Genomic DNA, 24,964 nt, shown 5'->3' with positions numbered 1-24,964 from the left:
TCCGGGGGGAGACAATTTGCGCGTAAGTCGCTCGTTAACAATCAAGCAGATGGCAATGGTGGCAGCCGTTGTCCTGGTGTTCGTTTTTATTTTTTGCACCGTTTTGCTGTTCCATCTGGTCCAGCAGAATCGCTATAACACGGCTACGCAACTGGAAAGCATTGCTCGCTCTGTCCGCGAACCCTTATCTTCAGCTATTTTGAAAGGCGATATTCCCGAAGCGGAAGCTATTCTTGCCAGCATTAAACCGGCAGGCGTGGTCAGCCGTGCCGATGTAGTGCTGCCTAACCAGTTCCAGGCGCTGCGTAAAAGTTTTATTCCAGAGCGTCCGGTGCCGGTAATGGTTACTCGCCTGTTTGAGCTACCGGTTCAAATCTCGCTGGGCGTCTACTCGCTCGAACGTCCGGCAAATCCGCAGCCAATAGCCTATCTGGTGCTACAGGCGGATTCCTTCCGTATGTATAAGTTCGTGATGAGCACTCTCTCAACGTTAGTGACCATTTACTTACTTTTGTCGCTTATCCTGACCGTCGCCATCAGCTGGTGCATTAACCGCCTGATTTTGCATCCGTTACGCAATATTGCTCGCGAACTTAACGCCATCCCAGCCCAGGAGCTTGTTGGTCACCAACTGGCATTACCGCGTCTGCATCAGGACGATGAAATCGGTATGTTGGTGCGCAGTTACAACCTCAACCAGCAATTGCTGCAGCGCCATTATGAAGAACAGAACGAAAATGCGATGCGCTTCCCGGTGTCGGATTTGCCGAACAAAGCCTTGCTGATGGAGATGCTGGAGCAGGTTGTCGCGCGTAAACAAACCACCGCGCTGATGATCATCACCTGTGAAACCCTGCGTGATACTGCGGGCGTGCTGAAAGAGGCGCAACGAGAAATTCTGCTGCTGACGCTGGTGGAAAAACTCAAATCGGTACTGTCGCCACGTATGATCCTCGCGCAGATTAGCGGTTATGACTTTGCTGTCATTGCCAACGGTGTACAGGAACCGTGGCACGCAATCACTTTGGGTCAGCAAGTACTCACTATCATGAGCGAGCGCCTGCCGATTGAACGTATTCAACTCCGTCCGCACTGTAGCATTGGCGTGGCGATGTTCTACGGCGATCTCACCGCCGAACAGCTTTACAGTCGCGCTATTTCTGCGGCATTTACCGCTCGCCATAAAGGCAAGAATCAGATTCAGTTCTTTGATCCGCAGCAGATGGAAGCAGCCCAGAAGCGGTTGACGGAAGAGAGCGATATCCTTAATACACTGGAAAATCATCAGTTTGCAATTTGGTTACAGCCACAGGTCGAGATGACCAGCGGTAAACTGGTCAGTGCGGAAGTGTTACTGCGTATCCAGCAACCGGATGGCAGTTGGGACCTGCCGGATGGCTTAATCGATCGCATTGAGTGCTGTGGGCTGATGGTTACCGTCGGTCACTGGGTGCTGGAAGAGTCCTGTCGATTGCTTGCAGCCTGGCAAGAGCGCGGCATTATGCTGCCCTTGTCGGTAAACCTCTCTGCGCTGCAACTGATGCACCCGAATATGGTGGCGGATATGCTGGAACTGTTAACCCGCTATCGCATTCAGCCGGGAACACTGATTCTGGAAGTGACAGAAAGCCGACGTATTGACGACCCTCATGCTGCGGTGGCAATCCTCCGTCCGCTGCGCAATGCCGGAGTTCGGGTGGCGCTGGATGATTTCGGCATGGGCTACGCAGGGCTGCGTCAGCTGCAGCATATGAAATCGTTGCCAATCGACGTACTGAAAATCGACAAAATGTTTGTTGAAGGCTTGCCGGAAGATAGCAGCATGATTGCTGCAATTATCATGCTGGCGCAGAGCCTGAACTTACAAATGATTGCCGAAGGCGTGGAGACTGAAGCACAACGAGACTGGCTGGCAAAAGCGGGCGTTGGTATTGCCCAGGGCTTCCTTTTTGCTCGCCCACTCCCTATTGAAATCTTCGAAGAGAGTTACCTGGAAGAAAAGTAGCTACCCCAAACTGATTACAAAACTTTAAAAAGTGCTGGTTTGTGCGAGCCAGCTCAAACTTTTTAACCTTTTTGTTTCAATTATGATCCAGGTACATTTCTGTGATGTTGTCTGGGTGTTATTTTAAGGCCGCAGGTACCCCCCCATAACCTTACAAGACCTGTGGTTTTACTAAAGGACACCCTATGAAAACCTCTCTGTTTAAAAGCCTTTACTTTCAGGTCCTGACAGCGATAGCCATTGGTATTCTCCTTGGCCATTTCTATCCTGAAATAGGCGAGCAAATGAAACCGCTTGGCGACGGCTTCGTTAAGCTCATTAAGATGATCATCGCTCCTGTCATCTTTTGTACCGTCGTAACGGGCATTGCGGGCATGGAAAGCATGAAGGCGGTCGGTCGTACCGGCGCAGTCGCACTGCTTTACTTTGAAATTGTCAGTACCATCGCGCTGATTATTGGTCTTATCATCGTTAACGTCGTGCAGCCTGGTGCCGGAATGAACGTCGATCCGGCAACGCTTGATGCGAAAGCGGTAGCGGTTTACGCCGATCAGGCGAAAGACCAGGGCATTGTCGCCTTCATTATGGATGTCATCCCGGCGAGCGTCATTGGCGCATTTGCCAGCGGTAACATTCTGCAGGTGCTGCTGTTTGCCGTACTGTTTGGTTTTGCGCTCCACCGTCTGGGCAGCAAAGGCCAACTGATTTTTAACGTGATCGAAAGTTTCTCGCAGGTCATCTTCGGCATCATCAATATGATCATGCGTCTGGCACCTATTGGTGCGCTCGGGGCAATGGCGTTTACCATCGGTAAATACGGCGTCGGCACACTGGTGCAACTGGGGCAGCTGATTATCTGTTTCTACATTACCTGTATCCTGTTTGTGGTGCTGGTATTGGGTTCAATCGCTAAAGCGACTGGTTTCAGTATCTTCAAATTTATCCGCTACATCCGTGAAGAACTGCTGATTGTACTGGGGACTTCATCTTCCGAGTCGGCGCTGCCGCGTATGCTCGACAAGATGGAGAAACTCGGCTGCCGTAAATCGGTGGTGGGGCTGGTCATCCCGACAGGCTACTCGTTTAACCTTGATGGCACATCGATATACCTGACAATGGCGGCGGTGTTTATCGCCCAGGCCACTAACAGTCAGATGGATATCGTCCACCAAATCACGCTGTTAATCGTGTTGCTGCTTTCTTCTAAAGGGGCGGCAGGGGTAACGGGTAGTGGCTTTATCGTGCTGGCGGCGACGCTCTCTGCGGTGGGCCATTTGCCGGTAGCGGGTCTGGCGCTGATCCTCGGTATCGACCGCTTTATGTCAGAAGCTCGTGCGCTAACTAACCTGGTCGGTAACGGCGTAGCGACCATTGTCGTTGCTAAGTGGGTGAAAGAACTGGACCACAAAAAACTGGACGATGTGCTGAATAATCGTGCGCCGGATGGCAAAACGCACGAATTATCCTCTTAATCTCACCACTTATGCCCGCACTCCCTTCCCCGAGTGCGGGTGTTTGCGCATAATTGACCCCTGTGCCTGAACTTACCACCTGGGTGAGTTCAGGTTTATTTCACTTCTTCCGTGACATTTTCATGTTCTTGCGGTCTAACACGAAGTGTTTTTAACGTCATTTAGACTGACCGACAACGGGCAGTTTTTTTATTACCAGGATAGTTGATCAGGGGTTCACATGCAGGGCATAAAAATTCGACTTTTAGCGGGCGGTTTGCTGATGATGGCCACTGCTGGCTATGTGCAGGCAGATGCGCTCCAGCCTGATCCAGCATGGCAACAGGGGACGCTTTCCAACGGTTTACAGTGGCAAGTGCTGACCACCCCCCAGCGTCCCAGCGATCGTGTTGAAATTCGCCTGCTGGTTAATACCGGTTCGCTCGCCGAAAGTACACAACAGAGCGGTTACAGTCACGCCATCCCTCGTATTGCGCTAACGCAAAGCGGTGGCCTTGACGCAGCACAGGCGCGTTCATTGTGGCAGCAGGGGATCGACCCTAAACGCCCGATGCCGCCGGTAATTGTCTCTTATGACACCACGCTGTTTAATCTGAGTTTGCCCAATAACCGTAACGATTTGCTGAAAGAAGCGCTCTCTTATCTGGCAAATGCCACTGGCAAATTGACCATCACACCAGAAACCATCAACCACGCGCTGCAAAGTCAGGACATGGTGGCAACCTGGCCTGCCGATACTAAAGAGGGCTGGTGGCGCTATCGTCTGAAAGGGTCAACCTTGTTAGGTCACGATCCTGCCGATCCGCTGAAACAACCCGTTGAAGCGGAAAAAATTAAAGATTTCTATCAGAAATGGTACACCCCGGATGCAATGACGCTACTGGTGGTGGGAAACGTGGATGCGCGCTCGGTTGTCGACCAAATCAACAAAACGTTTGGCGAACTGAAAGGCAAACGTGAAACGCCAGCTCCGGTGCCGACGCTTTCTCCGCTGCGTGCGGAAGCGGTGAGTATTATGACTGACGCGGTGCGTCAGGACCGGTTATCTATCATGTGGGATACGCCGTGGCAGCCGATTCGTGAATCAGCCGCACTGCTGCGCTACTGGCGTGCGGACCTGGCCCGCGAGGCGCTGTTCTGGCATGTTCAGCAAGCGTTAAGCGCCAGTGACAGCAAAGACATCGGTCTTGGATTTGACTGCCGTGTGCTGTATCTGCGTGCGCAGTGTGCCATCAACATCGAATCACCAAACGACAAGCTGAACAGCAACCTTAATCTGGTGGCGCGTGAACTGGCGAAGGTTCGCGATAAAGGTCTGCCGGAAGAAGAGTTCAATGCGTTAGTGGCGCAAAAGAAACTGGAGCTGCAGAAACTGTTTGCCGCCTATGCACGGGCTGATACCGATATTCTGATGGGCCAGCGGATGCGTTCGTTGCAAAATCAGGTCGTCGATATCGCGCCGGAGCAGTATCAGAAACTGCGGCAGGATTTCCTTAACAGCCTGACTGTGGAGATGTTAAATCAGGATCTGCGTCAGCAGTTGTCGAATGATATGGCGTTAATACTGCTGCAGCCGAAAGGCGAGCCGGAATTTAACATGAAAGCGTTGCAGGCGGCCTGGGATCAAATCATGGCCCCATCTACCGCCGCTGCGACCACCTCTGTCGCCACGGATGACGTACATCCTGAAGTGACGGATATTCCACCTGCACAGTAATGCCTGATGGTGATGAGTTAGCACAACCATCAGGTATTTATGGATGAGCTGGATAGAGGGGTAACACTTTATCCAGCCTTTTGCATATGCTGCGTTTACGCTGGCATCGCCTCACGCGGGATAATCGCGCCGCGATACTGAATAACGGTACTTGCGGTCAGGTGCCCGCGTTTCGCCGCGTTTTCCGCACTGCCGCCCGTCAAACGTACCGCCAGATAACCGGCGCTGAAAGAGTCGCCAGCTGCGGTGGTATCGATCACTTTTTCTTTCGGCAGTTTCACCGCCGGAACATCAACTAACGCTTCACCAGCAATGGACACCAGGCAAGAATCCGCCCCGCGTTTCACCACCACTTCTTTCACGCCCGCGTTATGGGTGCGCGCAATGACGTCTTCCACCGGCTGTTGACCCCACAGCGCGTCTTCGTCGTCCAGCGTCAGGAAGGCGATATCCGTGCATTCCAGCATTTGCTGGTACACCTGCTGTGTCTCTTCTTTGCTGGCCCACAGGCGCGGACGATAGTTATTGTCGAAAATCACTTTTCCGCCTTTGGCGCGGCATTCGCGCAGCAGGGAAAGCAGCTTTTCGCGGCTGGTCGGGCTTAAGATCGCCAGGCTAATCCCGCTCAGGTAGAGATAATCGAAATTCGCCAGCTCTTCGCAAATCGCCGCAGACTGCTCGCTCGCCAGCCAGAATTTGGCGGCGGCTTCGTTACGCCAGTAGTAGAACGTACGTTCGCCGGTGCTGTCGGTTTCAATGTAGTAAAGGCCCGGAAGACGGTTTTCCATCCGTTGGGTCAGGGAAGTATCAACGTTCTCGCCGTGCCAGGCGTCCAGCATCTGCTGGCTAAAACTGTCCGTTCCCAGCGCCGTTACGTAATGAACGGTTAATGCCGCAGGATCGACCTGACGGGCGATATAGACGGAAGTGTTCAGGGTATCGCCGCCGAAACCGCGCTTAACGTCCGCGCCTTTCTCGGAAAGCTCAATCATGCATTCGCCAATCACGGCAATCTTTTTGGACATAGTCGTGAACCTGATCTGTAAAAAATTAGCGTTAGTTTGCGCTGTGGTGGTTTGCTGGTCAACCATATTAAAACAGTGTTCCATTATTTTTTTGAGCCAGAACGTATTCCTGAAAGATTCCGTTGTGGAGTGAGGAAATTTACCCCGGCCAGGCGGTAAAGTTCTGCCCTTACGCGCCGATAATCTTTGTCGAGTCCGGGCAGCATCACTTTTAAACACAGGACATCTTTGATGATAAGGCAGGTTATCCAGCGAATAAGCAACCCTGAAGCAAGCATCGAGAGCTTGCAGGAACGGCGTTTTTGGTTGCAGTGTGAGCGTGCTTACACCTGGCAGCCGATCTATCAAACATGCGGGCGGTTAATGGCCGTGGAGCTATTAACGGTGGTCACGCATCCCTTGAACCCTTCGCAACGCCTGCCGCCGGATCGCTATTTTACTGAAATCACCGTCAGCCATCGGATGGAGGTTGTGAAAGAGCAGATTGATTTGCTGGCGCAAAAAGCCGACTTCTTTGTAGAGCACGGCCTGCTGGCATCGGTCAATATTGATGGCCCTACGCTCATCGCCCTGCGTCAGCAACCAAAAATCCTGCGCCAGATTGAGCGTCTTCCCTGGCTGCGTTTCGAACTGGTGGAGCATATCCGTCTGCCGAAAGATTCAACCTTTGCCTCGATGTGTGAATTTGGCCCGCTGTGGCTGGATGATTTTGGTACCGGGATGGCAAATTTCTCTGCACTAAGTGAAGTGCGTTATGACTACATCAAAATCGCGCGAGAACTGTTTGTGATGCTGCGTCAGTCGCCGGAAGGCCGCACACTCTTTTCTCAGCTTTTACATCTAATGAATCGCTATTGTCGCGGGGTGATTGTCGAGGGCGTAGAAACACCGGAAGAGTGGCGTGATGTTCAGAACTCGCCCGCATTCGCCGCACAAGGCTGGTTTCTTTCACGCCCGGCACCGATGGAAACGCTGAATACGGCGGTTCTGGCGCTATAAGCTGCCTCATTTTCCGCCGGGCTGGACTATCTTTAGGACTGGCACAGGAAGAATATGAGGAAGCGAACGATGAGCAAGGCAGGCAAAATAACCGCTGCGATTTCAGGGGCTTTCTTGTTGTTGATTGTCGTGGCGATCATTTTGATTGCAACTTTTGACTGGAATCGACTCAAACCGACCATCAACCAGAAAGTCTCTGCGGAGTTGAATCGTCCGTTCGCTATCCGTGGCAATCTGGGCGTGGTGTGGGAGCGGCAAAAACAAGAAACTGGCTGGCGCAGCTGGGTGCCGTGGCCTCATGTACATGCAGAAGACATCATTCTTGGTAATCCACCGGATATTCCCGAAGTCACGATGGTGCATTTGCCGCGAGTAGAGGCAACGCTGGCACCGCTGGCGCTGCTGACCAAAACGGTCTGGCTGCCGTGGATCAAGCTCGAAAAGCCCGACGCGCGCCTGATTCGCCTCTCTGAAAAGAACAATAACTGGACGTTTAATCTTGCCAACGATGACAACAAAGACGCGAATGCAAAGCCGTCGGCATGGTCGTTTCGGCTGGATAATATTCTTTTCGATCAAGGGCGGATCGCCATTGATGACAAAGTAAGCAAAGCGGATCTGGAAATTTTTGTTGATCCGTTAGGCAAGCCGCTGCCATTCAGCGAAGTTACTGGATCGAAAGGTAAAGCGGATAAAGAAAAGGTGGGCGATTACATTTTTGGCCTGAAGGCGCAGGGACGTTATAACGGTGAACCGCTCACGGGTACGGGAAAAATAGGCGGTATGCTGGCGCTGCGTGGCGAAGGGACGCCGTTTCCGGTACAGGCTGATTTCCGTTCAGGTAATACCCGTGTTGCTTTTGATGGCGTCGTGAATGACCCAATGAAGATGGGCGGTGTCGATTTACGGCTTAAATTTTCTGGCGATTCACTGGGTGATCTCTATGAACTGACGGGCGTTCTGCTGCCCGATACCCCGCCGTTTGAAACGGATGGTCGGCTGGTAGCGAAAATCGACACTGAAAAATCGTCGGTCTTTGATTATCGCGGTTTTAATGGGCGAATTGGCGATAGCGATATCCACGGTTCTCTGGTCTACACCACCGGAAAGCCACGACCAAAACTGGAAGGTGATGTCGAGTCGCGGCAATTGCGGCTGGCGGACCTGGGACCGTTGATTGGCGTTGATTCCGGGAAAGGGGCAGAAAAGTCGAAACGGTCTGAACAGAAGAAGGGCGAAAAAAGCGTTCAGCCTGCGGGCAAAGTGCTGCCTTATGACCGCTTCGAAACCGATAAATGGGACGTTATGGATGCCGATGTTCGCTTCAAAGGGCGGCGCATTGAGCATGGCAGTAGCCTGCCGATTAGCGATCTTTCTACTCATATCATCCTCAAAAATGCTGACCTGCGCCTGCAACCGCTGAAATTTGGCATGGCGGGCGGCAGCATTGCGGCGAATATTCATCTGGAAGGCGATAAAAAGCCGATGCAGGGGCGGGCAGATATTCAGGCTCGTCGACTGAAACTGAAAGAACTGATGCCCGATGTGGAACTGATGCAGAAGACGCTGGGGGAAATGAACGGTGACGCGGAACTACGCGGTAGCGGTAACTCGGTGGCGGCGCTTTTAGGCAACAGTAACGGCAACCTGAAACTGTTGATGAATGACGGGCTGGTGAGCCGCAACCTGATGGAGATTGTTGGGCTGAATGTCGGCAACTACATTGTCGGTGCGATATTTGGTGACGATGAGGTGCGGGTGAACTGCGCGGCGGCGAATCTGAATATTGCCAACGGCGTGGCGCGCCCGCAGATTTTTGCTTTCGATACTGAGAACGCGTTGATTAATGTTACCGGCACGGCAAGTTTTGCTTCGGAACAGCTGGATTTGACTATTGATCCGGAGAGTAAAGGGATTCGGATTATCACACTGCGTTCGCCGCTGTATGTGCGTGGGACGTTTAAAAATCCGCAGGCTGGGGTGAAAGCCGGACCGCTGATTGCCCGTGGTGCTGTTGCTGCGGCACTGGCAACGCTGGTAACACCGGCGGCGGCGTTACTGGCACTGATCTCACCTTCCGAAGGGGAGGCTAATCAGTGTCGGACGATATTGTCGCAGATGAAGAAGTGATGATAATTGCCGGATGTCTGACATCCGGCAATTAAACAGATTTAGATTTTTGGCAAAGTGTGCTTTGTTCATGCCGGATGCGGCGTGAACGCCTTATCCGGCCTACAAATCCTTGTGAATTCAATATATTGTATGGAAATTCAGTCCTGATAAGCGTAGCGCATCAGGCTTTTCACACTTATTACAACGACTGATGTCGCGTCTCATGGGTCAGCAGCAGGGCGATTAACGTCAAGCCAGCCATCGCCGCCAGATATAACCCCACCGCACCTAACCCGTAGTTAGCCTGCAACCAGGCTGCGATATACGGCGCAACGGAAGCCCCGAGAATCGACGATACGTTGTAAGAGAACGATGCTCCGGTGTAACGCACTTCTGTCGGAAACAGCTCTGGTAACAGCGCACCCATCGGCCCGAAGGTCAGCCCCATCAGACTTAACCCCAGCAGCAGGAAGGCAAAAACCAGAATCGGGTTGCCAGAACCGAGCAGCGGGTTAAAGGCGAACAGCGCGAACAGGATGATCAGCGTGGTGATGATCACCATGCTTTTACGGCGACCAAAGGCATCAGCCAGTAATCCGGCGACTGGCACCATCACGCCAAAACCAATAACTGCCATCATCAGCATCCACAACACTTCGTTACGCGGCAGGCCAAGCCCAACTGGCGCGGCGGCGGTACTGAAGGTCATAGAGTAGACCGTCATGATGTAAAACAGCGTATAGGTTGCCAGCATAATGAACGTACCCAGTACGGTTACGCGAACATGTTTGGTCAGCAGCGTACCCAGCGGGATCTTCACCTGTTTTTTCGCTTTAGCGACTTTCTCAAACACCGGCGACTCATGCAGCGACACGCGAACATACAGGCCGATAATGACCAGCACCGCCGAGAAGATAAATGGCACACGCCAGCCCCAGCTCATAAACTGCTCATCGGTCAGTAGCCAGGAAAGCAGCAAGAAAGTGCCGTTGGCAAAGAAGAAGCCAATCGGTGCGCCTAGCTGTGGGAAGGAGCCATACAGTGCACGTTTGCGCGGTGGGGCGTTTTCAGTCGCCAGCAGCGCCGCGCCGCCCCATTCACCGCCTAAGCCCAGACCCTGACCAAATCGAGCCAGCGCCAGCAGCAGTGGGGCGAAAATACCAATCGTGGCATAGCCCGGCAGCAGACCAATCACCACGGTCGAAATCCCCATCGTTAGCAACGAGGCGACCAGCGTCGCTTTACGCCCAACGCGATCGCCAAAATGACCAAAAACGGCAGAGCCAATGGGGCGCGCGACGAAGGCGATGGCGAAGGTGGCGAGCGACTGTAGCGTTGCTGCCGTTGGATCGCCCTGCGGGAAGAAGATATGCGGAAACACAATAACGGCCGCAGTGGCGTAAATGTAAAAGTCGAAGAACTCAATGGCCGTGCCAATGAGAGAGGCGACAAGGACTTTATTACGCGAGTTGATCGGCGTGTATTCTTGTTCGTGGTCGAGTGTTGTGGCTGTTGCTTGCATAATCTTTTCTTATTTTTTGGCTAACGAATAGCCATATTACGCACAGCAAAAGTGATATTTCAATGTGTAACAAATCGCGGAAATGGTCAAAAACCAGGCAAAAAGGGGATAATGTTTAGGCCAGTGATTTTTCTTCTATGAAATGCTTCACATAATTTTATAAATAGTGGATAAAACTGGTTTCAGGTTAAATAAAAGTTACCAACTGGATTTATATGCTGGGGTTATGAGTTGGAGTGAAATTGTTTGCTCCCAAATAGATGGCTGAAGAGGCTCTGGGGAAGAGTTTCAAGAGGTTATGTGCGCATTATAGCCGGATGCGATGCTGGCGCATCTTATCCGGCCTACGGGGAGCCAGGCCGAATAAAATCGTATGCCGGATAAGGCGTTTACGCCGCATCCGGCCTATTTTAAGGCTGCGTTTTCCCTGGCATTCGCGGGTCGTCTTTATATTCGGCGGTGGCAATCCACGCCGCGCAAAACAGCGTCAAACGGGCGAAGAAGTAGAAAAATGCCATCAGCCCCAGCACGGAACCAAATGCTGCGCCAGAGGGGGATTTCATCAGCGATGGCAGGGTGTAGGTCATCACGATTTTAATCACTTCAAAACCAATAGCAGCCAGAAATGTTCCGCGAATCAGGGCTTTTTTGCGCGGACGGTGGCGCGGCAACCGCCAGAAGATCCAGAAGAAAAGCAGATAGTTGGCGAAGATGGAAATCGCCAGGCCAATCAATCGCCACGTCGGTTTCAGCCACTCAATGCTGTTCAGGTGCAGGGCGCTAATAATCATTTGCTGCGCCGAACCGGCAACCGAGGTGATCGAAAGCGTCACAATCAGCGCAATCAACAAACCAATCAGTGAAATAAAATCACGCAGATATTTTACCCAGAACTTCTCCTGATCTTGCGGCGAGCGTTCCCAGACATCGCGCGACTGGGCACGAATCGCTTCACGCAGGTTACCCATCCAGTTGATGCCGGAATAAAGTGCCACCGCCAGGCCGACAAGCCCTACAGTCGTACGCTGCTGAACGGCGGTGTTGATGGTGTTTTTCAACGTGGCGGCTAGTGTCGGATCGCTGATGTTTTGCAGAATTTTGTCGAAGATATCCTGTAGCAACATCGGATGGGAGGCCAGCACAAAGCCCCCTGCGGCAAACGACACCATCAAAATCGGGATCATCGACAAAAATGAGAAATAGGTGATAGCCGCACCAAACTGGTTACCCAGCCGATCGTTAAAGCGTTCTGTCGCGCGAATAAGGTGCGCAATAACCGGTTGGCGTTGGACTTTTTCGGCAGTGGTGGTGACGGTTTCCAGCGCCTGGCTAACTTTGCCGCCTTTCTCGCTATTATCCAACTGCTTAATCGGCTCGTGCTCCAGATCCTGGGTGGGACGTTTGATCTCGTTTTCCTGCGTCATCCGCTCTTTTGTCCTTCTGTCGTGGTCATTCTTAAAAAGTATAGTCGGTCAGTCCAGGTGCTCTTTCATTACGCCAGCCAGCCACTGCATAAACAGGTTTACACGCCGGGAAAGCTCCCGACGCTGCGGGTAAACCAGCGAAAGGGAGAGCGGCTCGGCACGGTAGCCTGGCAACACTTCAATAAGCCGCCCGGCACGCAGGGCTTCGCGCACGGCAATGCGCGGGATCTGAATAATCCCCAGACCGGCAAGACCGGCGGCGAGATAGTTTTCGCTACTGTTTACCGTCAACATGCCGCCAGACTTAAACCACTGGACGCCATTAACGCTGGCAACCTCAAAACCTAACGGATGTACACCCAGGTGCGGTGTATAACGCACTATTGCGTGTGAAGTCAGATCATCGGGGCTTTGCGGATAACCAAAGCGCGTCAGATAGTGCGGACTGGCACAGTTGACCATGGTTAGTTTGCCGAGGGGACGGGCGATAACGCCATCTTCCGGTAACGCGCCAGTGCGTATCACGCAATCAAAACCATCATGAAGAATATCTACCGGACGGTTATGGCTACTCAGTTCCAGCTCAATTCCCGGATGCTGATAGAGAAATTCCGACAGACGCGGCAGTAACAGGTTTTTCGCGATTCCTGACGGGATGTCGATGCGTAATTTACCGCTGATACTGGTGGCATCCTGTTGAAACAGACCGTCCAGTTCGCTGAGATTACTCAACACATCTTTTGCCCGTTGATAATAGGTCATGCCTTCTGGCGTGAGTTTGACCCGTCGCGTAGTGCGCTGGAGAAGCTGGGTGCCAAGTTGATGTTCCAGTGCCTGTATCTGGCGCGAAACACTTCCCTTTGGCAAAGCAAAGAAATCCGCCGCGCGGGAAAAACTTTCCAGCTCCGCGACTTTGATGAACAACTGCATTGCGTGAATTTTATCCATTTCTTTGACCGATTGTTGTTCACAGCGAAACAGTAACGCGCATATCGCATTGTTTATTGTTTTTTCTAACATCTAATGCCGGGTTTCACAATGTTGTCATGACGAATGTGGCGATTTCTCAGCAGGAAAAGGGCGGAATAGCTTTATGAGAAAGGTGAATCCCCTTAAACAGAGCGTATTTTTCAGTGATTCCCTTTAAAGTGAATAGAGGACGTATTGGCTATTTGTGCTTATTTTTGTCTCATTGCCATTTGTTATTTTGGCTTGTAGTCGCGGAATTTCATTTTTAATTGCATGCGTACTAACCACCAATATAAGGAAATCCTCAAAATTGTTTGAAATAGTGCCCTCGACATGTAATTTCAGGCGTTTAGCTGTAACTATTTATATCGGTAACTATTTTCTACGCGTCATCTCTGTAGAATGGCCACCGCCAAATGGCGAATTCTTATTTTTTCTCGCGGGTAATACCCTTCCACTACTTAAGTCTTTTTAACGTATTCAGGTGGAGATTCAGTTATGCAAATAGTCATGTTTGACAGGCAGTCAATATTTATTCATGGAATAAAAATCAGTTTACAGCAGCGTATTCCAGGAGTGAGTATTCAGGGGGTCAGTCAGGCAGACGAGTTATGGCAAAAGCTGGAAAGTTACCCTGAAGCCTTAGTTATGCTCGATGGCGATCAGGATGGTGAGTTTTGCTACTGGTTGCTGCAAAAAACCGTGGTGCAGTTTCCTGAGGTTAAGGTGTTAATCACGGCGACGGATTGCAATAAACGGTGGTTACAGGAAGTTATCCATTTTAATGTGCTGGCCATTGTGCCTCGCGATTCAACCGTCGAGACATTTGCGTTGGCGGTAAATAGTGCGGCGATGGGGATGATGTTTCTGCCTGGAGACTGGCGGACGACGCCGGAAAAGGACATTAAAGATCTCAAATCGTTAAGCGCCCGCCAGCGGGAGATTTTAACCATGTTAGCGGCGGGCGAATCAAATAAGGAGATCGGCAGAGCGCTGAATATCAGTACCGGAACGGTAAAAGCGCATCTGGAATCCCTGTATCGCCGTCTGGAAGTGAAAAATCGCACCCAGGCGGCAATGATGTTAAATATCTCCTCCTGAAGTAATGCCAGTCAGTTAAGCAACTGACTGGCTCTTTTTCGGGGCTGTGGGGTATTTCCAGGGCCTCTCCTTTACCACTCTCGGGAAGGCCCTTCCCCTTCTCGTCGGTAATTTCACAAGTTGTCCCATACTTGCAAGATCGCTCATCAGCTCCGGTATACGTCCCGGTGAAGCGCCCTGCAATGTCATCAGCATTCTCATCACCATTCCGCATGATTCTGAGAAACTCAGTTGATTCGGCCAGTAACCTTTCAGATGTTCCGCCATTTTAATCATCTGATATCTCACCAGATTATAAGCCAGTAAGACACCCCACAGTTCTTGCTCCACAAGCTCCGGCTTTTTACTTCTCAGCGTCAGCCTGCTCAGTTGCATCGTCTGTTTTATCTCCCTGTATCCCAGTTCGATTTCCCAGCGATGACTGTACAGATCCGCCATTTCTCCTCCGGGGAAGCGCATGGCGTCCGTCATCGACGTCAGCAGATGGCAGACTTTTCCTTTGCGCGTCACGGTCAGCAGGCGGGCTGTCACTTCATTTCCCAGTCCCGGCCACTTTTTTCGTGCCTGCGGGCTGGTTTTCAGCTTTACCAGATGATCGCCTTTACCCAGTTTTCTGAGCTCTTCATATTGCGCTCCCTTTCTGAGAGGTATCATCCAGTGGCGGTGTTCTCCCGCCAGGCTCCAGGCATTTAACAGTCCCAGTGAGTAATAACCTTTATCCATTAACGTCAGAGTGTTATCGCCGGTTTGTTCTATAAGTTGCTCAGCAAGCTCATTTTCGCTGTTCTTCATCGTGCCGAAGGCTGCAGCCGTCAGCAGATGGCTGGTCAGTTCCATCTGGCAGACCATTTTGACCTGCGGGTAGAGCGCCGGGTTCCCGGCATGTGTCTGGCGGGGGAAGGCTGCATCGTTCTCTGGTGTATCCGGTGTGCGCCAGAACACACCATCGATGGCCAGCAGGGTCAGGCCGCACCAGTGCGGATGCGGCGTGGCGTTATGCCAGAGCTGCGCTGTTTTCGTGAACACGCGGCGGACAGCCTCACTTCCCAGGCGCTGGCGGGCCTGAATAACGGCACTGGGGCAACGAAGGGGCGATTGCCCGGCAGCATGATGTCCAGGCGATTCACAATCTGGTGAAGAGGTTCTTTACGCTCAAGCGCCATGCCAACAATACACCAGACCATCATTTCGAGGGGAAGACGGCGCTTGCGTAGCGTTACAGTACCTGATTCGGCAAGGCAACGAGAGATGAGTTCGGGGTCGAGGTAATCTCCCAGAGAAGTCAGTGGGTTACGCAGAGAATCGTAACGGGATACCAGATCAAGAGCCTGTCCAATGTGCATAAAAAAATCCGGAAACAAGTGAGCGTTTCCGGATTCTTACACAGCCACTGGATCGGTCAACTGATCCTTAACTGATCGGCATTACTCCTCCTGAAGAGGATAATTTTACAGCCAGCAGGAAGTTAGCGGCTGGCTGTAAAAATATTATGGTTCGCCGTACAAACCAATTAAACGGCGTACCACACCGTTAGTCCAGCCAAACCCATCCTGCAACGGATACTCGCCACCGCCGCCTTCGCGGGGAACACCATCGGCAATATGGTATTTCTCGATCATTTTGTGCTGTTCCAGATAGAACTGATTCACCGTTTTCAGCCAGCTGCGCGCGATTTCATCACCCAGAAGGTCATCGCCATACATTTTAAATCCCTGAATTGCCATCCATTGTAACGGTGCCCAGCCGTTGGGTTTATCCCACTGTTCACCGGTTTCGTACTCGCTTGCCAAAATCCCGCCAGGTGTCAGTAACCGGCTGCGTACGGCGTTTGCCAGACGATCGGCCTGTTCATGGTTCGCCATGCCGACATAGAGCGGCACAATGGCGGCAGCGGAAAACAGCGCCAGTTGTTCGCGTCGCCAGTCGTAATCGCGGTAGATGCCGTTTTCATCATCCCAGAGGTAACGGTTTACCGCATCGCGACGGGCACTGGCCTTCTGGCGGAACAGCGCTTCTGTCTCTTTCTCGCCTTTCAGCGCCGAGATGTTGGCGATGGCGCTCTCCAGTTTAAACAGGAAGGCATTCAGATCGATGGGGATGAACTGGGTGGTACGAATGCTCGCCAGACGACCAGTATCACGCAGCCAACGGGAAGAGTAATCCCAACCGGAGGCCGCTCCCGCGCGTAAATCGCGGTACACCTCGTTGGGCGGGCGACCAGAATGTTTCGCGGTTTCAACGTCCTCAAGCCAGGATTCGTCACGCGGCGTGTCGCGATCGTCCCAGTAACGGTTGAGCAGCGATCCGTCCGGCATCCGCACAACATGGCGATAGGCCTGATTAGGGATCAACGATTCTGCACCGTCCATCCAGAAGGCATATTCCATTTTAAGGTGGTCGAGATAGCGGCGCGCACCGCGTACACCATCTTCTTCAAACAACTCCACCATCAGCGCAAAAACCGGTGGTTGCGAGCGGCTCAAATAATAGGTGCGGTTGCCGTTGGGGATGTGACCGTAGTTTTCGATCATCCAGGCGAAGTTATCGGCCATGCATTTCAGCAAATCTTCCCGACCACTTTCCGCCAGTCCCAGCATGGTGAAATAGGAATCCCAATAGTAGGTTTCGCTAAAACGGCCGCCCGGGACAATATATGACTGCGGTAGCGCCAGCAGAGAAGACCACGGAATGTGATCCTGTGGTTCGCGGGTTAGCACCGGCCACAGCTGGTCGATATGCTCTTTCAGGGAATTTTGCGGGTCCGATACATACTCGCTGGAGTAGACCTCCGGCAGCCAGAAGTGATTTTCAACAAACTTGCGCAAGTCAAAATCACGATGACGGCGCACTTTACGGTAGCGGATTAAAATATCCAGCGGGTCCATTTTGGGTGCGCAGTCGGGAAAGGTTTTACTGTCGGGGAAAATTTTCGCCGACTGAACATGCTCGAACAGTTCGAGATAGCGATCGGCAGGCGTCAGCGCATCAGAGGCGGGCAGCCCTTCAATCATCTCGGGTTCCGGTTCTGCCTCGATCATCTCATCCAGTTTTAATTCATACGGGTCCAGTTCATAGCAGAGATCGACCTCGATCATCAGTTCGTCTGGATTAGGGTTTTGAATTTTCTGATTGAGCATAAGGATCCAACCTCCGAAATTCGTCGCTAATTATCGGGCTTTTCTTTAAGGGTAGTCATTCGCTCCGCCTGGTGGGCGACAAAGCGTGCGGTGGATCACGTTTATTAACTTGTCAAAAAATATAACGCACTAATATCAATGGAATTTATAAAAATACGGATTTGGTGTTGTTTTTCATTTTCAGAACATTCAATCCTGCTCTCGCCGCAATCATGGGTAATGCTGCCAACTTACTGATTTAGTGTATGATGGTGATTTTAAGGTGCTTGCGTGGCTTCCATTTCCATCAGATGTCCTTCCTGCTCCGCTACTGAAGGCGTGGTGCGTAACGGCAAAAGCACTGCCGGACATCAGCGCTATCTCTGCTCTCATTGCCGTAAAACATGGCAACTACAGTTCACTTACACCGCCTCTCAGCCCGGTACGCACCAGAAAATCATTGATATGGCCATGAATGGCGTCGGATGTCGCGCCAGTGCACGCATTATGGGCGTTGGCCTCAACACGGTTTTACGTCACTTAAAAAACTCAGGCCGCAGTCGGTAACCTCGCGCATACAACCGGGCAGTGATGTGATTGTCTGCGCTGAAATGGACGAACATTGGGGCTACGTCGGTGCTAAATCACGTCAGCGCTGGCTGTTTTACGCGTATGACAGGATACGGAGGACGGTTGTGGCGCACGTCTTCGGTGAACGCACTCTGGCCACACTGGAGCGTCTTCTGAGCCTGCTGTCGGCCTTTGAGGTCGTGGTATGGATGACGGATGGCTGGCCGCTGTATGAACCACGCCTGAAGGGAAAGCTGCACGTTATCAGCAAGCGTTACACTCAGCGCATTGAGCGACATAATCTGAATCTGAGACAACATCTGGCAAGGCTGGTACGGAAGTCACTGTCGTTCTCAAAATCGGTGGAGCTGCATGACAAGGTCATCGGGCATTATCTGAACATAAAACACTATCAGTAAGTTGGAGTCATTACCGTTTTATCGATATCGAAGCATTGAGCATTTTTAACTCGTTTTATCTTGAATGCAATCGGCGCATAACTTATTGAATCCCATCAAATCCCGTCTTTTTTTACCCATTCCCGGTTATCTTGAATAAATTACCTAGTCATAAATACATTCTGGCGGCTACCTTCATCCACTAATGCCGTGACATACATGCCAGGCAGCAAGTCACCATTTGGGTTGGGGAAAATCGCCCGTAACGTCACGGAGCCCGTGGTTTCATCAACCGTCGGGTCGGAGAATTTCAGCGTGCCGGTCTGGCTGTAACGTTTACCATTTTCCAGATTGAGCTGTACTGGCGTACTGCCCTGAACCTGTTTGATTTGCCCACTGGCGACCTCTTCTTTCATGCGTAAGAAATCTTGCACCGACTGCGTGAGATCGACATAAATCGGGTCCAGACGTTGTACGGTAACCAGCGAATCTGCCTGATTAGCGGTAACGAGTGCGCCGACGGTCACCGACGATTTCCCGCTGACGCCCGTAATCGGCGAGGTGACATTCGCGTATTGCAGATTGATCGTCGCCTGTTCAACAGCCGCTTTGGCGACGGTGACATTGGCTTCTGCTTCATTCAGCTGGGTGCGCGCGGTGTCGTAATCCTGACGGCTAACGTAGTTGGTCTTCAGCAACGATGCCTGGCGGTTAAAGGTGATGCGGGCATTGCTGGCGGTAGAGAGCGCTTTCGCCAGCGAGCCTTTGGCGGAGTTTAGCTCGGCCTGTAAAGGTGCAGGATCAATCTGATACAGCGAATCGCCCTGGTTCACTTTATCGCCTTCGATAAAGTTGCGTTTAATGATAATACCGCCCACCTGGGGACGTATCTCGGCAACTTCATAAGGAACGGTTCTACCGGGCAATTCGCTCAACACATTGACCGAACCAGGGGAGAGTGTGACGACACCGACCTCAGGCGTCATGGCGGCGGCGTTTTCCGCCGATTTGTCATCGCAGGCGGTGAGCATCGCGCCGCAGAATAACAACGGTATTAACAGCTTTCTTCTTCTGTTCATTTTAGTCCCTGAAAATTCTTGAGAAATAACGGTTCTTTAAATTGCGCGCGAGGAGAGATATGAGGGATTTACAGACCAGCGGCATAGTGGGGTTGTCAGCCAGTAAGGTGGGATACAGGCACAGTGATCGACATGGTGAGGTCAACGACAAAAAAAATGTTGCCGTTCTGCCAACAGTTCCTGCCAGCATTCGGGCAACGAAGGGTTCTACTGGTGGATACACATACCAGGGGAATCAAGTCGTTTTAGCCTCTCCTTTAGTAATCACCGGGGGTAATGAAATCAGCATCTGCATCCCTCGTCATGCCAGCCATCAATTTCAGTTGCTTATGTCCTGACTAAAAATAAGATGTGATACCCAGGGTGACGATGTCGCTCATACGTCTTAGTTTCAGCTTGTACATAATGTTGAATTTCTGAATCTTTAATGTTTGTTGCGAAATATTGAGCGTCGACGTGATATTGCTTTCATTTTTATTTTTCAGAATCAGTTGCATAATTTTGAACTGATTATGTGAAAAACATAATTGTGAATTCTTATGGGGCAAGTGTTTACCATAAGTAATCTCAAGAAGATTTTTGATACTTTCTTTGCGGCTAACAAAATAAATAGGCGCTTTAGCTTTTAGTTTACTGATGTGATAAGGTGCCAAAACAATAATTCTCTCGGCATCTAATTTCTCCAGAAATTTAATCGCTTCTTCATCAAGGATATGATTGTGATAGGTATCAATGATAACCTTGAAGGGTTTATTGCCTACTTTTTTGATCTCTGACAGGGAATTGATTTTTATCATTTCGTGATTATCTTTCAACTGCCAAAAGCCCTGTAAAAGAAAAGAATCTTTCGTCATGAGAAAAATCATAACTTGCTCCTTAGCCGTTATCGTTTCGAACATGTCATCCTTTTCATTATTTACATCCTTGTCCGAATCGTTGTTCAATATAGTAAACGCCTATAAGAACTTTGCCCTTCGTGAACTAATACGTCTATTAACACTAATCAATACTTCAGATTTATCCATCACGCACTCCATATATTGATCCTAAGTAAGATTCCTGGTTGTTATCAGCTTGTAAATAGTAAACAAAAAGTTAACGTTTGCGGATTACTGCCCAAGAATAAGTTATCAATAACCAGTTTGTGATCTCTGAAGAATATTACTAAAGTTAAAATGTAATCCGATTTAAATATCGAGTCTCCTTGTTTCGACTTAAGCTGGCAATTGGATTGCCAGCTTTCTTTTAACGCATTGAAATTACCTGAGTAAATAACGCATTCATGTCTTCAGGTTTTTATATAGCGTCTGGAGACACGGATATTTATGCAATGTAATCAACGCCAGTTGCAAAAAAATGAACCCGGATTACTTATTTAACCGCCCATAGCATCAACGCTTACGGAACTCTTTGTTCACTTTCCCACAGCACTTTTAAAACATTAAACCTGACTACGGAAAATATCAGCCATGATAATGTTTGAAATGGCTAATTTGCCATGGAGTGAAAAAAATTAGATGAAATTCAGTAGGTTGAAATAATCACTAGCAGGTAATTATTTCAATGATAGTGCGCAATTGATCTACAACACTGCGTAGCGGAGAGAGTATTAATCGGATCATAGTCACATCAAGTGACTATGATCCGGGTGACAACCGGGGTAATTATTGCTGCTTAACGAACAAACTGGCGAAGCTGAACAGGCTGGCGGCGCTAAATATCAGTTCAATTCCCACCAGTGTGGAAACCAGCGTTACAGACACCATCGGCGTTGCACCAAGGAATATCCAGGCAATGACGATATCCAGCACACCAATAACGAGCTGTAGCCAGCTGCCTTTCATTGAACGCTGACGATACCAACTCATCAGGCGAATAACCCCTGCAACACAGAACAAACCGGCAATAAATGCCGCAATGGCAAAAATGCCCAGCTCCGGTGCACGGATGAAGAAATAGCCGATCAATAAATAGGCGACTGCGACGAGGAAACCGGATAATACCGGCCAGAAATTATGACTGCGGTTGCTGAATAACCCGACAATAAGCGCAATACCCGAGCAGATTAATAATGCACCCACTACTGTGCTTAAAATATCGCCAGAGACGAACGGGAAACTGATACACAGCAACCCGACGATAAACAGCAGCACGGCAATAAACTGGATTGCTCTGCGATGCTTTTTCAGCATCTCCAGATCAAACTTCAAAATTGTTGCCTTATCTATATATAACATAGAACCACCCTATAAAATTAAGAAGAAAATCCCCTGCTATCAATCTATGCCAAAAACGCGTCTAAGAATGCAGTCGATTTAATAAAAATTTCCTAATTGCAGTATCTGATGCATCTGTAACTCATTGTATTGAAATAAAAATATCTGATTTTGATATTTTCCATCAACATGACATATACAGAAAACCAGGTTATAACCTCAGTGTCGAAATTGATTCGTGACGGCTCTTTCACTTTATAGTTGAGGATATTACGATGAAAAAAGTATTAGGCGTTATTCTTGGTGGTCTGCTTCTTCTGCCAGTTGTGAGCAATGCAGCGGATGCGCAAAAAGCAGCTGATAACAAAAAACCGGTCAACTCATGGACCTGTGAAGATTTCCTGGCTGTGGACGAATCCTTCCAGCCAACTGCAGTTGGTTTTGCTGAAGCGCTGAACAACAAAGATAAACCAGAAGATGCGGTTTTAGATGTTCAGGGTATTGCAACCGTAACCCCAGCTATCGTTCAGGCTTGTACTCAGGATAAACAAGCCAACTTTAAAGATAAAGTTAAAGGCGAATGGGACAAAATTAAGAAAGATATGTAATTCCGGGAATGCGTTACATCGTACTTCCTTGCATATTGAACAGGCCGGAATATCTTCTTTAAAAGCAGCTATTCCTCCTGTTCATATATAATCTCTATATTGAATGGGTTACAAAATGAATATTTCATCTCTCCGTAAAGCGTTTATTTTTATGGGCGCTGTAGCGGCTTTGTCACTGGTGAACGCACAATCTGCGTTGGCAGCCAATGAATCTGCTAAAGATATGACCTGCCAGGAATTTATTGATCTGAATCCAAAAGCAATGACCCCGGTTGCATGGTGGATGCTGCATGAAGAAACAGTATATAAAGGTGGCGATACCGTTACTTTAAATGAAACCGATCTCACTCAAATTCCTAAAGTGATCGAATACTGTAAGAAAAACCCGCAGAAAAATTTGTATACCTTCAAAAATCAAGCATCTAATGACTTGCCGAATTAATGAGGTACAAGTAAAAAGGAGTAGCAAGTTGAGCCATCTTGCTGCTCCTTTTTGCATTTTTATATGACAGCAGAATTTATTATACGTCTTATACTCGCGGCAATTGCCTGTGGCGCTATTGGCATGGAAAGGCAAATGCGCGGCAAAGGAGCAGGGTTACGCACACATGTATTAATTGGCATGGGAAGCGCCCTGTTTATGATTGTTTCGAAATATGGTTTTGCTGACGTGCTGTCTTTAGATCACGTCGGACTCGACCCCAGCCGTATTGCTGCTCAGGTGGTGACGGGCGTCGGGTTTATCGGTGCAGGTAACATTCTCGTTCGTAACCAAAATATTGTAGGTCTGACGACGGCAGCGGATATCTGGGTGACCGCCGCATAGGTATGGTTATTGGCAGCGGTATGTACGAACTGGGTATTTATGGTTCAGTGATGACCTTGTTGGTGCTGGAAGTCTTCCATCAATTAACCTTCCGCCTGATGAACAAAAATTACCATTTACAGCTGACATTAGTGAACGGTAATACGGTATCAATGCTCGACTGGTTTAAGCAGCAAAAAATAAAAACTGATTTAGTTTCGTTGCAGGAAAATGAAGATCATGAAGTGGTCGCCATTGATATCCAGCTTCATGCCACAACGTTGATAGAAGACCTGTTGCGATTATTAAAAGGTATGGCAGGGGTGAAAGGCGTTTCAATTAGCTAATCTGTGTGGCAGCGTAGCCAGACTCACCGTAAGCCTGAAATTCACACCAGATAATCAATATGCTGATGGCGTACCAGCTCATTGATCCGCTTAAGATTGAGGATCATCATGATATTGTGTTTATGGCAGTAGAACGTTTTTAGCGATATTTTCAGTTTCTCCAGAATATCTTCAGTTGTCATTTGATTCGCAATGCAGCTCAGAACCTGATGTTGCTTGCGCGAAAGTGACACATTCGCTTCAGGCACAGAGCAGTAACTGCCATTGATGAGTGCGACAAAATCAATGATAGTGATAGTCCGCGGAACAAAGGTCACCGGTACTTTCCCCAGACAGCGTTTAATATTAAAGGGGGAGAAAACAATGACATGGACAGGTTTTAATCGTTCAATTTGAGTGAGAAAATTAGAATGAAATACATTATTCATTAATGTATCAATAATGACGAAGGCATTCTGATGCAACATTACGTCGATCTCTTCTTCGTTCTGTATATGAACGACATTACCTTTACTCAGAATGTTTTTCATCGCGGTGAAGAACATCGTATCCCTGGTAATTATAAGAAACATAACCGACTCCTGGTGCGGACATTAACTTTATAATCAGTTTGCCAAAGGTAATTAACAGGACAGGGCTTATAATAATAATAGTTAGCTTACTGTATATTAATTTTATGTAATACATGATGCAGATGCTGAGAAAGCATCTGCATCTTTCGGTGGTGTTATTTGACCAGCTCAGGTGTTACCTGACTCACCGCATTGGTGTAGTAAGGCGCACCCCAGCCCGGTTCCGGCCAGAATGCACCATAGCCGTAATCCCACAGGTTATAGGTGGTATTAACCACTTCTCTCAAATGCCACACCTGGATGCCCTGCATATTCACTTCCAGGAAGTTATACGGGACTTTATTGATAAAGCCTGGTTGTTCACCCTGAATGGTACCGAGGATGGTAACAAAGTGATTACGATAGTTCACTGGATCAAGGAAGCCGCTTTGTCTGGCGAGCAGTCGGCCCTGATAGTTGGCTTCAATATCAGGCTTCGCATAGCTATCCAACGGTAATACAGCGATTTCTAACAACGTATCCGTTTTGCCATTGATAACGTTGATAACCTTCCCACCAAAGCGCGCTTGTTGACCAACATATAACCCCGGCTGGTTATGAACAGCAACAAAACTTTTTTGAATATCAGGTTGGTTATTGCCTTTGATATTTTGCGGAATTGAACTACATGCGGCAAGCAAAAATGAAAGGCTGAGGATGAGTGCACCTTTTGTCATGTTCATGTTACTATCCTTATCAACAAATATTAAAACCATAATAGATATTTCTTTATAGTTTTCATCTGATTCTGAGGTGATATGCCTGATAGTAACGTAAACCTGTCTGATGTTTATATCCCTTCTGTTTAGTTCAATTCCGTTATTTTGGGGCGTGGTATGAGTATCCATCGCCCAATAATATAACCCTT

Annotated in this window: 20 protein-coding genes, 3 pseudogenes and 5 other annotated features; of the genes and pseudogenes, 12 read left to right on the top strand and 11 right to left on the bottom strand. The window is 49.4% G+C overall.

All coding sequences use genetic code 11. From position 1 onward, the window contains the following. Nucleotides 1-55 precede the first annotated feature (55 nt). The 3 genes from yhjK to yhjJ all read left to right on the top strand — a co-directional run bounded on the left by yhjK (nucleotide 56) and on the right by yhjJ (nucleotide 5,194). Nucleotides 56-2,005, top strand: a complete 1,950-nt coding sequence (gene yhjK, locus SF3561) for a hypothetical protein (RefSeq protein ID NP_709307.4) — start codon at nucleotides 56-58, stop codon at nucleotides 2,003-2,005. Nucleotides 2,006-2,190: 185 nt separating this feature from the next. Beyond that, nucleotides 2,191-3,477: a C4-dicarboxylate transporter DctA gene (dctA, locus tag SF3560; RefSeq protein NP_709306.1), complete on the top strand. Its 1,287-nt coding sequence runs from the start codon at nucleotides 2,191-2,193 to the stop codon at nucleotides 3,475-3,477. Nucleotides 3,478-3,697: 220 nt separating this feature from the next. Continuing rightward, the gene (gene yhjJ / locus SF3559) at nucleotides 3,698-5,194 is read left to right on the top strand and encodes a hypothetical protein (protein NP_709305.1); all 1,497 of its coding nucleotides are present in this window, start codon (nucleotides 3,698-3,700) and stop codon (nucleotides 5,192-5,194) included. Between the two features lie 95 nt (nucleotides 5,195-5,289). Here the strand turns inward: yhjJ and kdgK are convergent, their stop codons facing one another. After that, nucleotides 5,290-6,438 (bottom strand): ketodeoxygluconokinase, encoded by a 1,149-nt coding sequence (gene kdgK / locus SF3557; protein NP_709304.2) that lies wholly within the window; start codon nucleotides 6,436-6,438, stop codon nucleotides 5,290-5,292. 12 nt (nucleotides 6,439-6,450) lie between these two features. On the opposite strand from kdgK, the gene yhjH reads away from it, so the two are divergent. Together yhjH and yhjG are read left to right on the top strand one after the other, a co-directional pair. Continuing rightward, nucleotides 6,451-7,218, top strand: a complete 768-nt coding sequence (gene yhjH / locus SF3558; RefSeq protein NP_709303.2) for a cyclic-di-GMP phosphodiesterase — start codon at nucleotides 6,451-6,453, stop codon at nucleotides 7,216-7,218. A gap of 69 nt (nucleotides 7,219-7,287) precedes the next feature. Continuing rightward, the gene (gene yhjG, locus SF3556; RefSeq protein NP_709302.2) at nucleotides 7,288-9,348 is read left to right on the top strand and encodes a hypothetical protein; all 2,061 of its coding nucleotides are present in this window, start codon (nucleotides 7,288-7,290) and stop codon (nucleotides 9,346-9,348) included. A 181-nt stretch (nucleotides 9,349-9,529) separates the two neighbouring features. Here the strand turns inward: yhjG and yhjE are convergent, their stop codons facing one another. The 3 genes from yhjE to yhjC form a co-directional block, all read right to left on the bottom strand. Continuing rightward, on the bottom strand, nucleotides 9,530-10,852 hold the full coding sequence (yhjE, locus tag SF3555) for a transporter (RefSeq protein ID NP_709301.1): 1,323 nt from the start codon (nucleotides 10,850-10,852) through the stop codon (nucleotides 9,530-9,532). A gap of 410 nt (nucleotides 10,853-11,262) precedes the next feature. Beyond that, nucleotides 11,263-12,276, bottom strand: coding sequence for a hypothetical protein (gene yhjD, locus SF3554; protein ID NP_709300.1), 1,014 nt, complete (start codon nucleotides 12,274-12,276; stop codon nucleotides 11,263-11,265). Between the two features lie 48 nt (nucleotides 12,277-12,324). Next, on the bottom strand, nucleotides 12,325-13,296 hold the full coding sequence (yhjC, locus tag SF3553) for a LysR family transcriptional regulator (RefSeq protein NP_709299.1): 972 nt from the start codon (nucleotides 13,294-13,296) through the stop codon (nucleotides 12,325-12,327). A 447-nt stretch (nucleotides 13,297-13,743) separates the two neighbouring features. Between yhjC and yhjB the strand changes: the two genes are divergently transcribed. Beyond that, nucleotides 13,744-14,346 carry a regulator gene (yhjB, locus tag SF3552; RefSeq protein NP_709298.1) on the top strand — a complete coding sequence of 201 codons (603 nt, stop codon included), beginning with the start codon at nucleotides 13,744-13,746 and terminating at the stop codon, nucleotides 14,344-14,346. A gap of 1 nt (nucleotide 14,347) precedes the next feature. Beyond that, nucleotides 14,348-15,774 (bottom strand) — a mobile genetic element. After that, nucleotides 14,362-15,707, bottom strand: a sequence feature (Similar to Shigella flexneri conserved hypothetical protein ref: NP_085397.1 (448 aa). BLAST with identity of 77% in 448 aa. This CDS contains an in-frame stop codon. The sequence has been checked and is believed to be correct.). It overlaps the preceding feature by 1,346 nt. Here yhjB and SF3551 read toward each other — a convergent pair. Together SF3551 and treF are read right to left on the bottom strand one after the other, a co-directional pair. Continuing rightward, nucleotides 14,362-15,707: pseudogene (locus SF3551) on the bottom strand. (Lies within the feature at nucleotides 14,348-15,774; overlaps the previous feature by 1,346 nt.) A 59-nt stretch (nucleotides 15,775-15,833) precedes the next feature. After that, on the bottom strand, nucleotides 15,834-17,483 hold the full coding sequence (gene treF, locus SF3550) for a trehalase (protein NP_709297.1): 1,650 nt from the start codon (nucleotides 17,481-17,483) through the stop codon (nucleotides 15,834-15,836). Between the two features lie 215 nt (nucleotides 17,484-17,698). Continuing rightward, nucleotides 17,699-18,466, top strand: a mobile genetic element. Here treF and insA point away from each other — a divergent pair. Together insA and insB are read left to right on the top strand one after the other, a co-directional pair. Next, nucleotides 17,754-18,029, top strand: coding sequence for an insertion element IS1 protein InsA (gene insA / locus SF3549; protein NP_709296.1), 276 nt, complete (start codon nucleotides 17,754-17,756; stop codon nucleotides 18,027-18,029). Its footprint overlaps the feature before it by 276 nt. Further along, entirely contained in the window at nucleotides 18,056-18,451 is a 396-nt protein-coding gene (gene insB / locus SF3548) for an insertion element IS1 protein InsB (RefSeq protein ID NP_709295.1), read from the top strand. Its footprint lies within the feature at nucleotides 17,699-18,466. Nucleotides 18,467-18,604: 138 nt before the next feature. After that, nucleotides 18,605-19,509: a sequence feature (Similar to Escherichia coli K12 membrane protein gi: 1789929 (386 aa). BLAST with identity of 99% in 302 aa. This CDS has been truncated. The sequence has been checked and is believed to be correct.), on the bottom strand. Here insB and yhiU read toward each other — a convergent pair. Next, a pseudogene (gene yhiU / locus SF3547) lies at nucleotides 18,605-19,509 on the bottom strand. It overlaps the preceding feature by 905 nt. 59 nt (nucleotides 19,510-19,568) lie before the next feature. Here yhiU and SF3546a point away from each other — a divergent pair. After that, nucleotides 19,569-19,847, top strand: a complete 279-nt coding sequence (locus SF3546a; protein YP_008439288.1) for a hypothetical protein — start codon at nucleotides 19,569-19,571, stop codon at nucleotides 19,845-19,847. On the opposite strand, the gene yhiE is transcribed toward SF3546a, so the two are convergent. Together yhiE and hdeD are read right to left on the bottom strand one after the other, a co-directional pair. Continuing rightward, the gene (yhiE, locus tag SF3546) at nucleotides 19,848-20,375 is read right to left on the bottom strand and encodes a hypothetical protein (RefSeq protein NP_709294.2); all 528 of its coding nucleotides are present in this window, start codon (nucleotides 20,373-20,375) and stop codon (nucleotides 19,848-19,850) included. It lies immediately after the preceding gene. 798 nt (nucleotides 20,376-21,173) lie between these two features. Further along, nucleotides 21,174-21,746, bottom strand: a complete 573-nt coding sequence (gene hdeD / locus SF3545; RefSeq protein NP_709293.2) for an acid-resistance membrane protein — start codon at nucleotides 21,744-21,746, stop codon at nucleotides 21,174-21,176. Nucleotides 21,747-22,000: 254 nt separating this feature from the next. On the opposite strand from hdeD, the gene hdeA reads away from it, so the two are divergent. From hdeA to yhiD, 3 genes and pseudogenes are all read left to right on the top strand, one after another. Continuing rightward, nucleotides 22,001-22,333, top strand: coding sequence for an acid stress chaperone HdeA (gene hdeA, locus SF3544; protein ID NP_709292.1), 333 nt, complete (start codon nucleotides 22,001-22,003; stop codon nucleotides 22,331-22,333). Between the two features lie 103 nt (nucleotides 22,334-22,436). Next, nucleotides 22,437-22,775 carry an acid-resistance protein gene (gene hdeB / locus SF3543; protein NP_709291.1) on the top strand — a complete coding sequence of 113 codons (339 nt, stop codon included), beginning with the start codon at nucleotides 22,437-22,439 and terminating at the stop codon, nucleotides 22,773-22,775. 63 nt (nucleotides 22,776-22,838) lie between these two features. Next, nucleotides 22,839-23,485: a sequence feature (Similar to Escherichia coli K12 transport ATPase gi: 1789924 (216 aa). BLAST with identity of 99% in 215 aa. This CDS ontains frameshift. The sequence has been checked and is believed to be correct.), on the top strand. Beyond that, nucleotides 22,839-23,485, top strand: a pseudogene (gene yhiD / locus SF3542). It overlaps the preceding feature by 647 nt. A 41-nt stretch (nucleotides 23,486-23,526) precedes the next feature. Here the strand turns inward: yhiD and yhiF are convergent. Both yhiF and slp read right to left on the bottom strand, forming a co-directional pair. Continuing rightward, entirely contained in the window at nucleotides 23,527-24,057 is a 531-nt protein-coding gene (yhiF, locus tag SF3541; RefSeq protein NP_709290.2) for a hypothetical protein, read from the bottom strand. A gap of 155 nt (nucleotides 24,058-24,212) precedes the next feature. Further along, the gene (gene slp / locus SF3540; RefSeq protein ID NP_709289.2) at nucleotides 24,213-24,812 is read right to left on the bottom strand and encodes a carbon starvation outer membrane protein; all 600 of its coding nucleotides are present in this window, start codon (nucleotides 24,810-24,812) and stop codon (nucleotides 24,213-24,215) included. Nucleotides 24,813-24,964: the final 152 nt, after the last annotated feature.

The organism is Shigella flexneri 2a str. 301, from assembly GCF_000006925.2.
In the GTDB taxonomy this organism is placed as follows: domain Bacteria; phylum Pseudomonadota; class Gammaproteobacteria; order Enterobacterales; family Enterobacteriaceae; genus ECMA0423.
The sequence above is the reverse complement of the archived record's forward strand: the minus strand, read 5'-3'. Positions and strand labels throughout refer to the sequence as shown.

Bases quoted from the DNA above. Each gene is read 5' to 3' on its own strand.
- hdeA (NP_709292.1), top strand. From the start codon at position 22,001: ATGAAAAAAGTATTAGGCGTTATTCTTGGTGGTCTGCTTCTTCTGCCA.
- yhjK (NP_709307.4), top strand. From the start codon at position 56: ATGGTGGCAGCCGTTGTCCTGGTGTTCGTTTTTATTTTTTGCACCGTT.
- yhjH (NP_709303.2), top strand. From the start codon at position 6,451: ATGATAAGGCAGGTTATCCAGCGAATAAGCAACCCTGAAGCAAGCATC.
- yhjC (NP_709299.1), bottom strand. From the start codon at position 13,296: ATGTTAGAAAAAACAATAAACAATGCGATATGCGCGTTACTGTTTCGC.
- yhjE (NP_709301.1), bottom strand. From the start codon at position 10,852: ATGCAAGCAACAGCCACAACACTCGACCACGAACAAGAATACACGCCG.
- yhjD (NP_709300.1), bottom strand. From the start codon at position 12,276: ATGACGCAGGAAAACGAGATCAAACGTCCCACCCAGGATCTGGAGCAC.
- hdeD (NP_709293.2), bottom strand. From the start codon at position 21,746: ATGTTATATATAGATAAGGCAACAATTTTGAAGTTTGATCTGGAGATG.
- yhjG (NP_709302.2), top strand. From the start codon at position 7,288: ATGAGCAAGGCAGGCAAAATAACCGCTGCGATTTCAGGGGCTTTCTTG.
- treF (NP_709297.1), bottom strand. From the start codon at position 17,483: ATGCTCAATCAGAAAATTCAAAACCCTAATCCAGACGAACTGATGATC.
- dctA (NP_709306.1), top strand. From the start codon at position 2,191: ATGAAAACCTCTCTGTTTAAAAGCCTTTACTTTCAGGTCCTGACAGCG.
- yhiE (NP_709294.2), bottom strand. From the start codon at position 20,375: ATGATTTTTCTCATGACGAAAGATTCTTTTCTTTTACAGGGCTTTTGG.
- yhjJ (NP_709305.1), top strand. From the start codon at position 3,698: ATGCAGGGCATAAAAATTCGACTTTTAGCGGGCGGTTTGCTGATGATG.
- slp (NP_709289.2), bottom strand. From the start codon at position 24,812: ATGGTTTTAATATTTGTTGATAAGGATAGTAACATGAACATGACAAAA.
- yhiF (NP_709290.2), bottom strand. From the start codon at position 24,057: ATGTTTCTTATAATTACCAGGGATACGATGTTCTTCACCGCGATGAAA.
- SF3546a (YP_008439288.1), top strand. From the start codon at position 19,569: ATGAGGGATTTACAGACCAGCGGCATAGTGGGGTTGTCAGCCAGTAAG.
- hdeB (NP_709291.1), top strand. From the start codon at position 22,437: ATGGGTTACAAAATGAATATTTCATCTCTCCGTAAAGCGTTTATTTTT.
- yhjB (NP_709298.1), top strand. From the start codon at position 13,744: ATGCAAATAGTCATGTTTGACAGGCAGTCAATATTTATTCATGGAATA.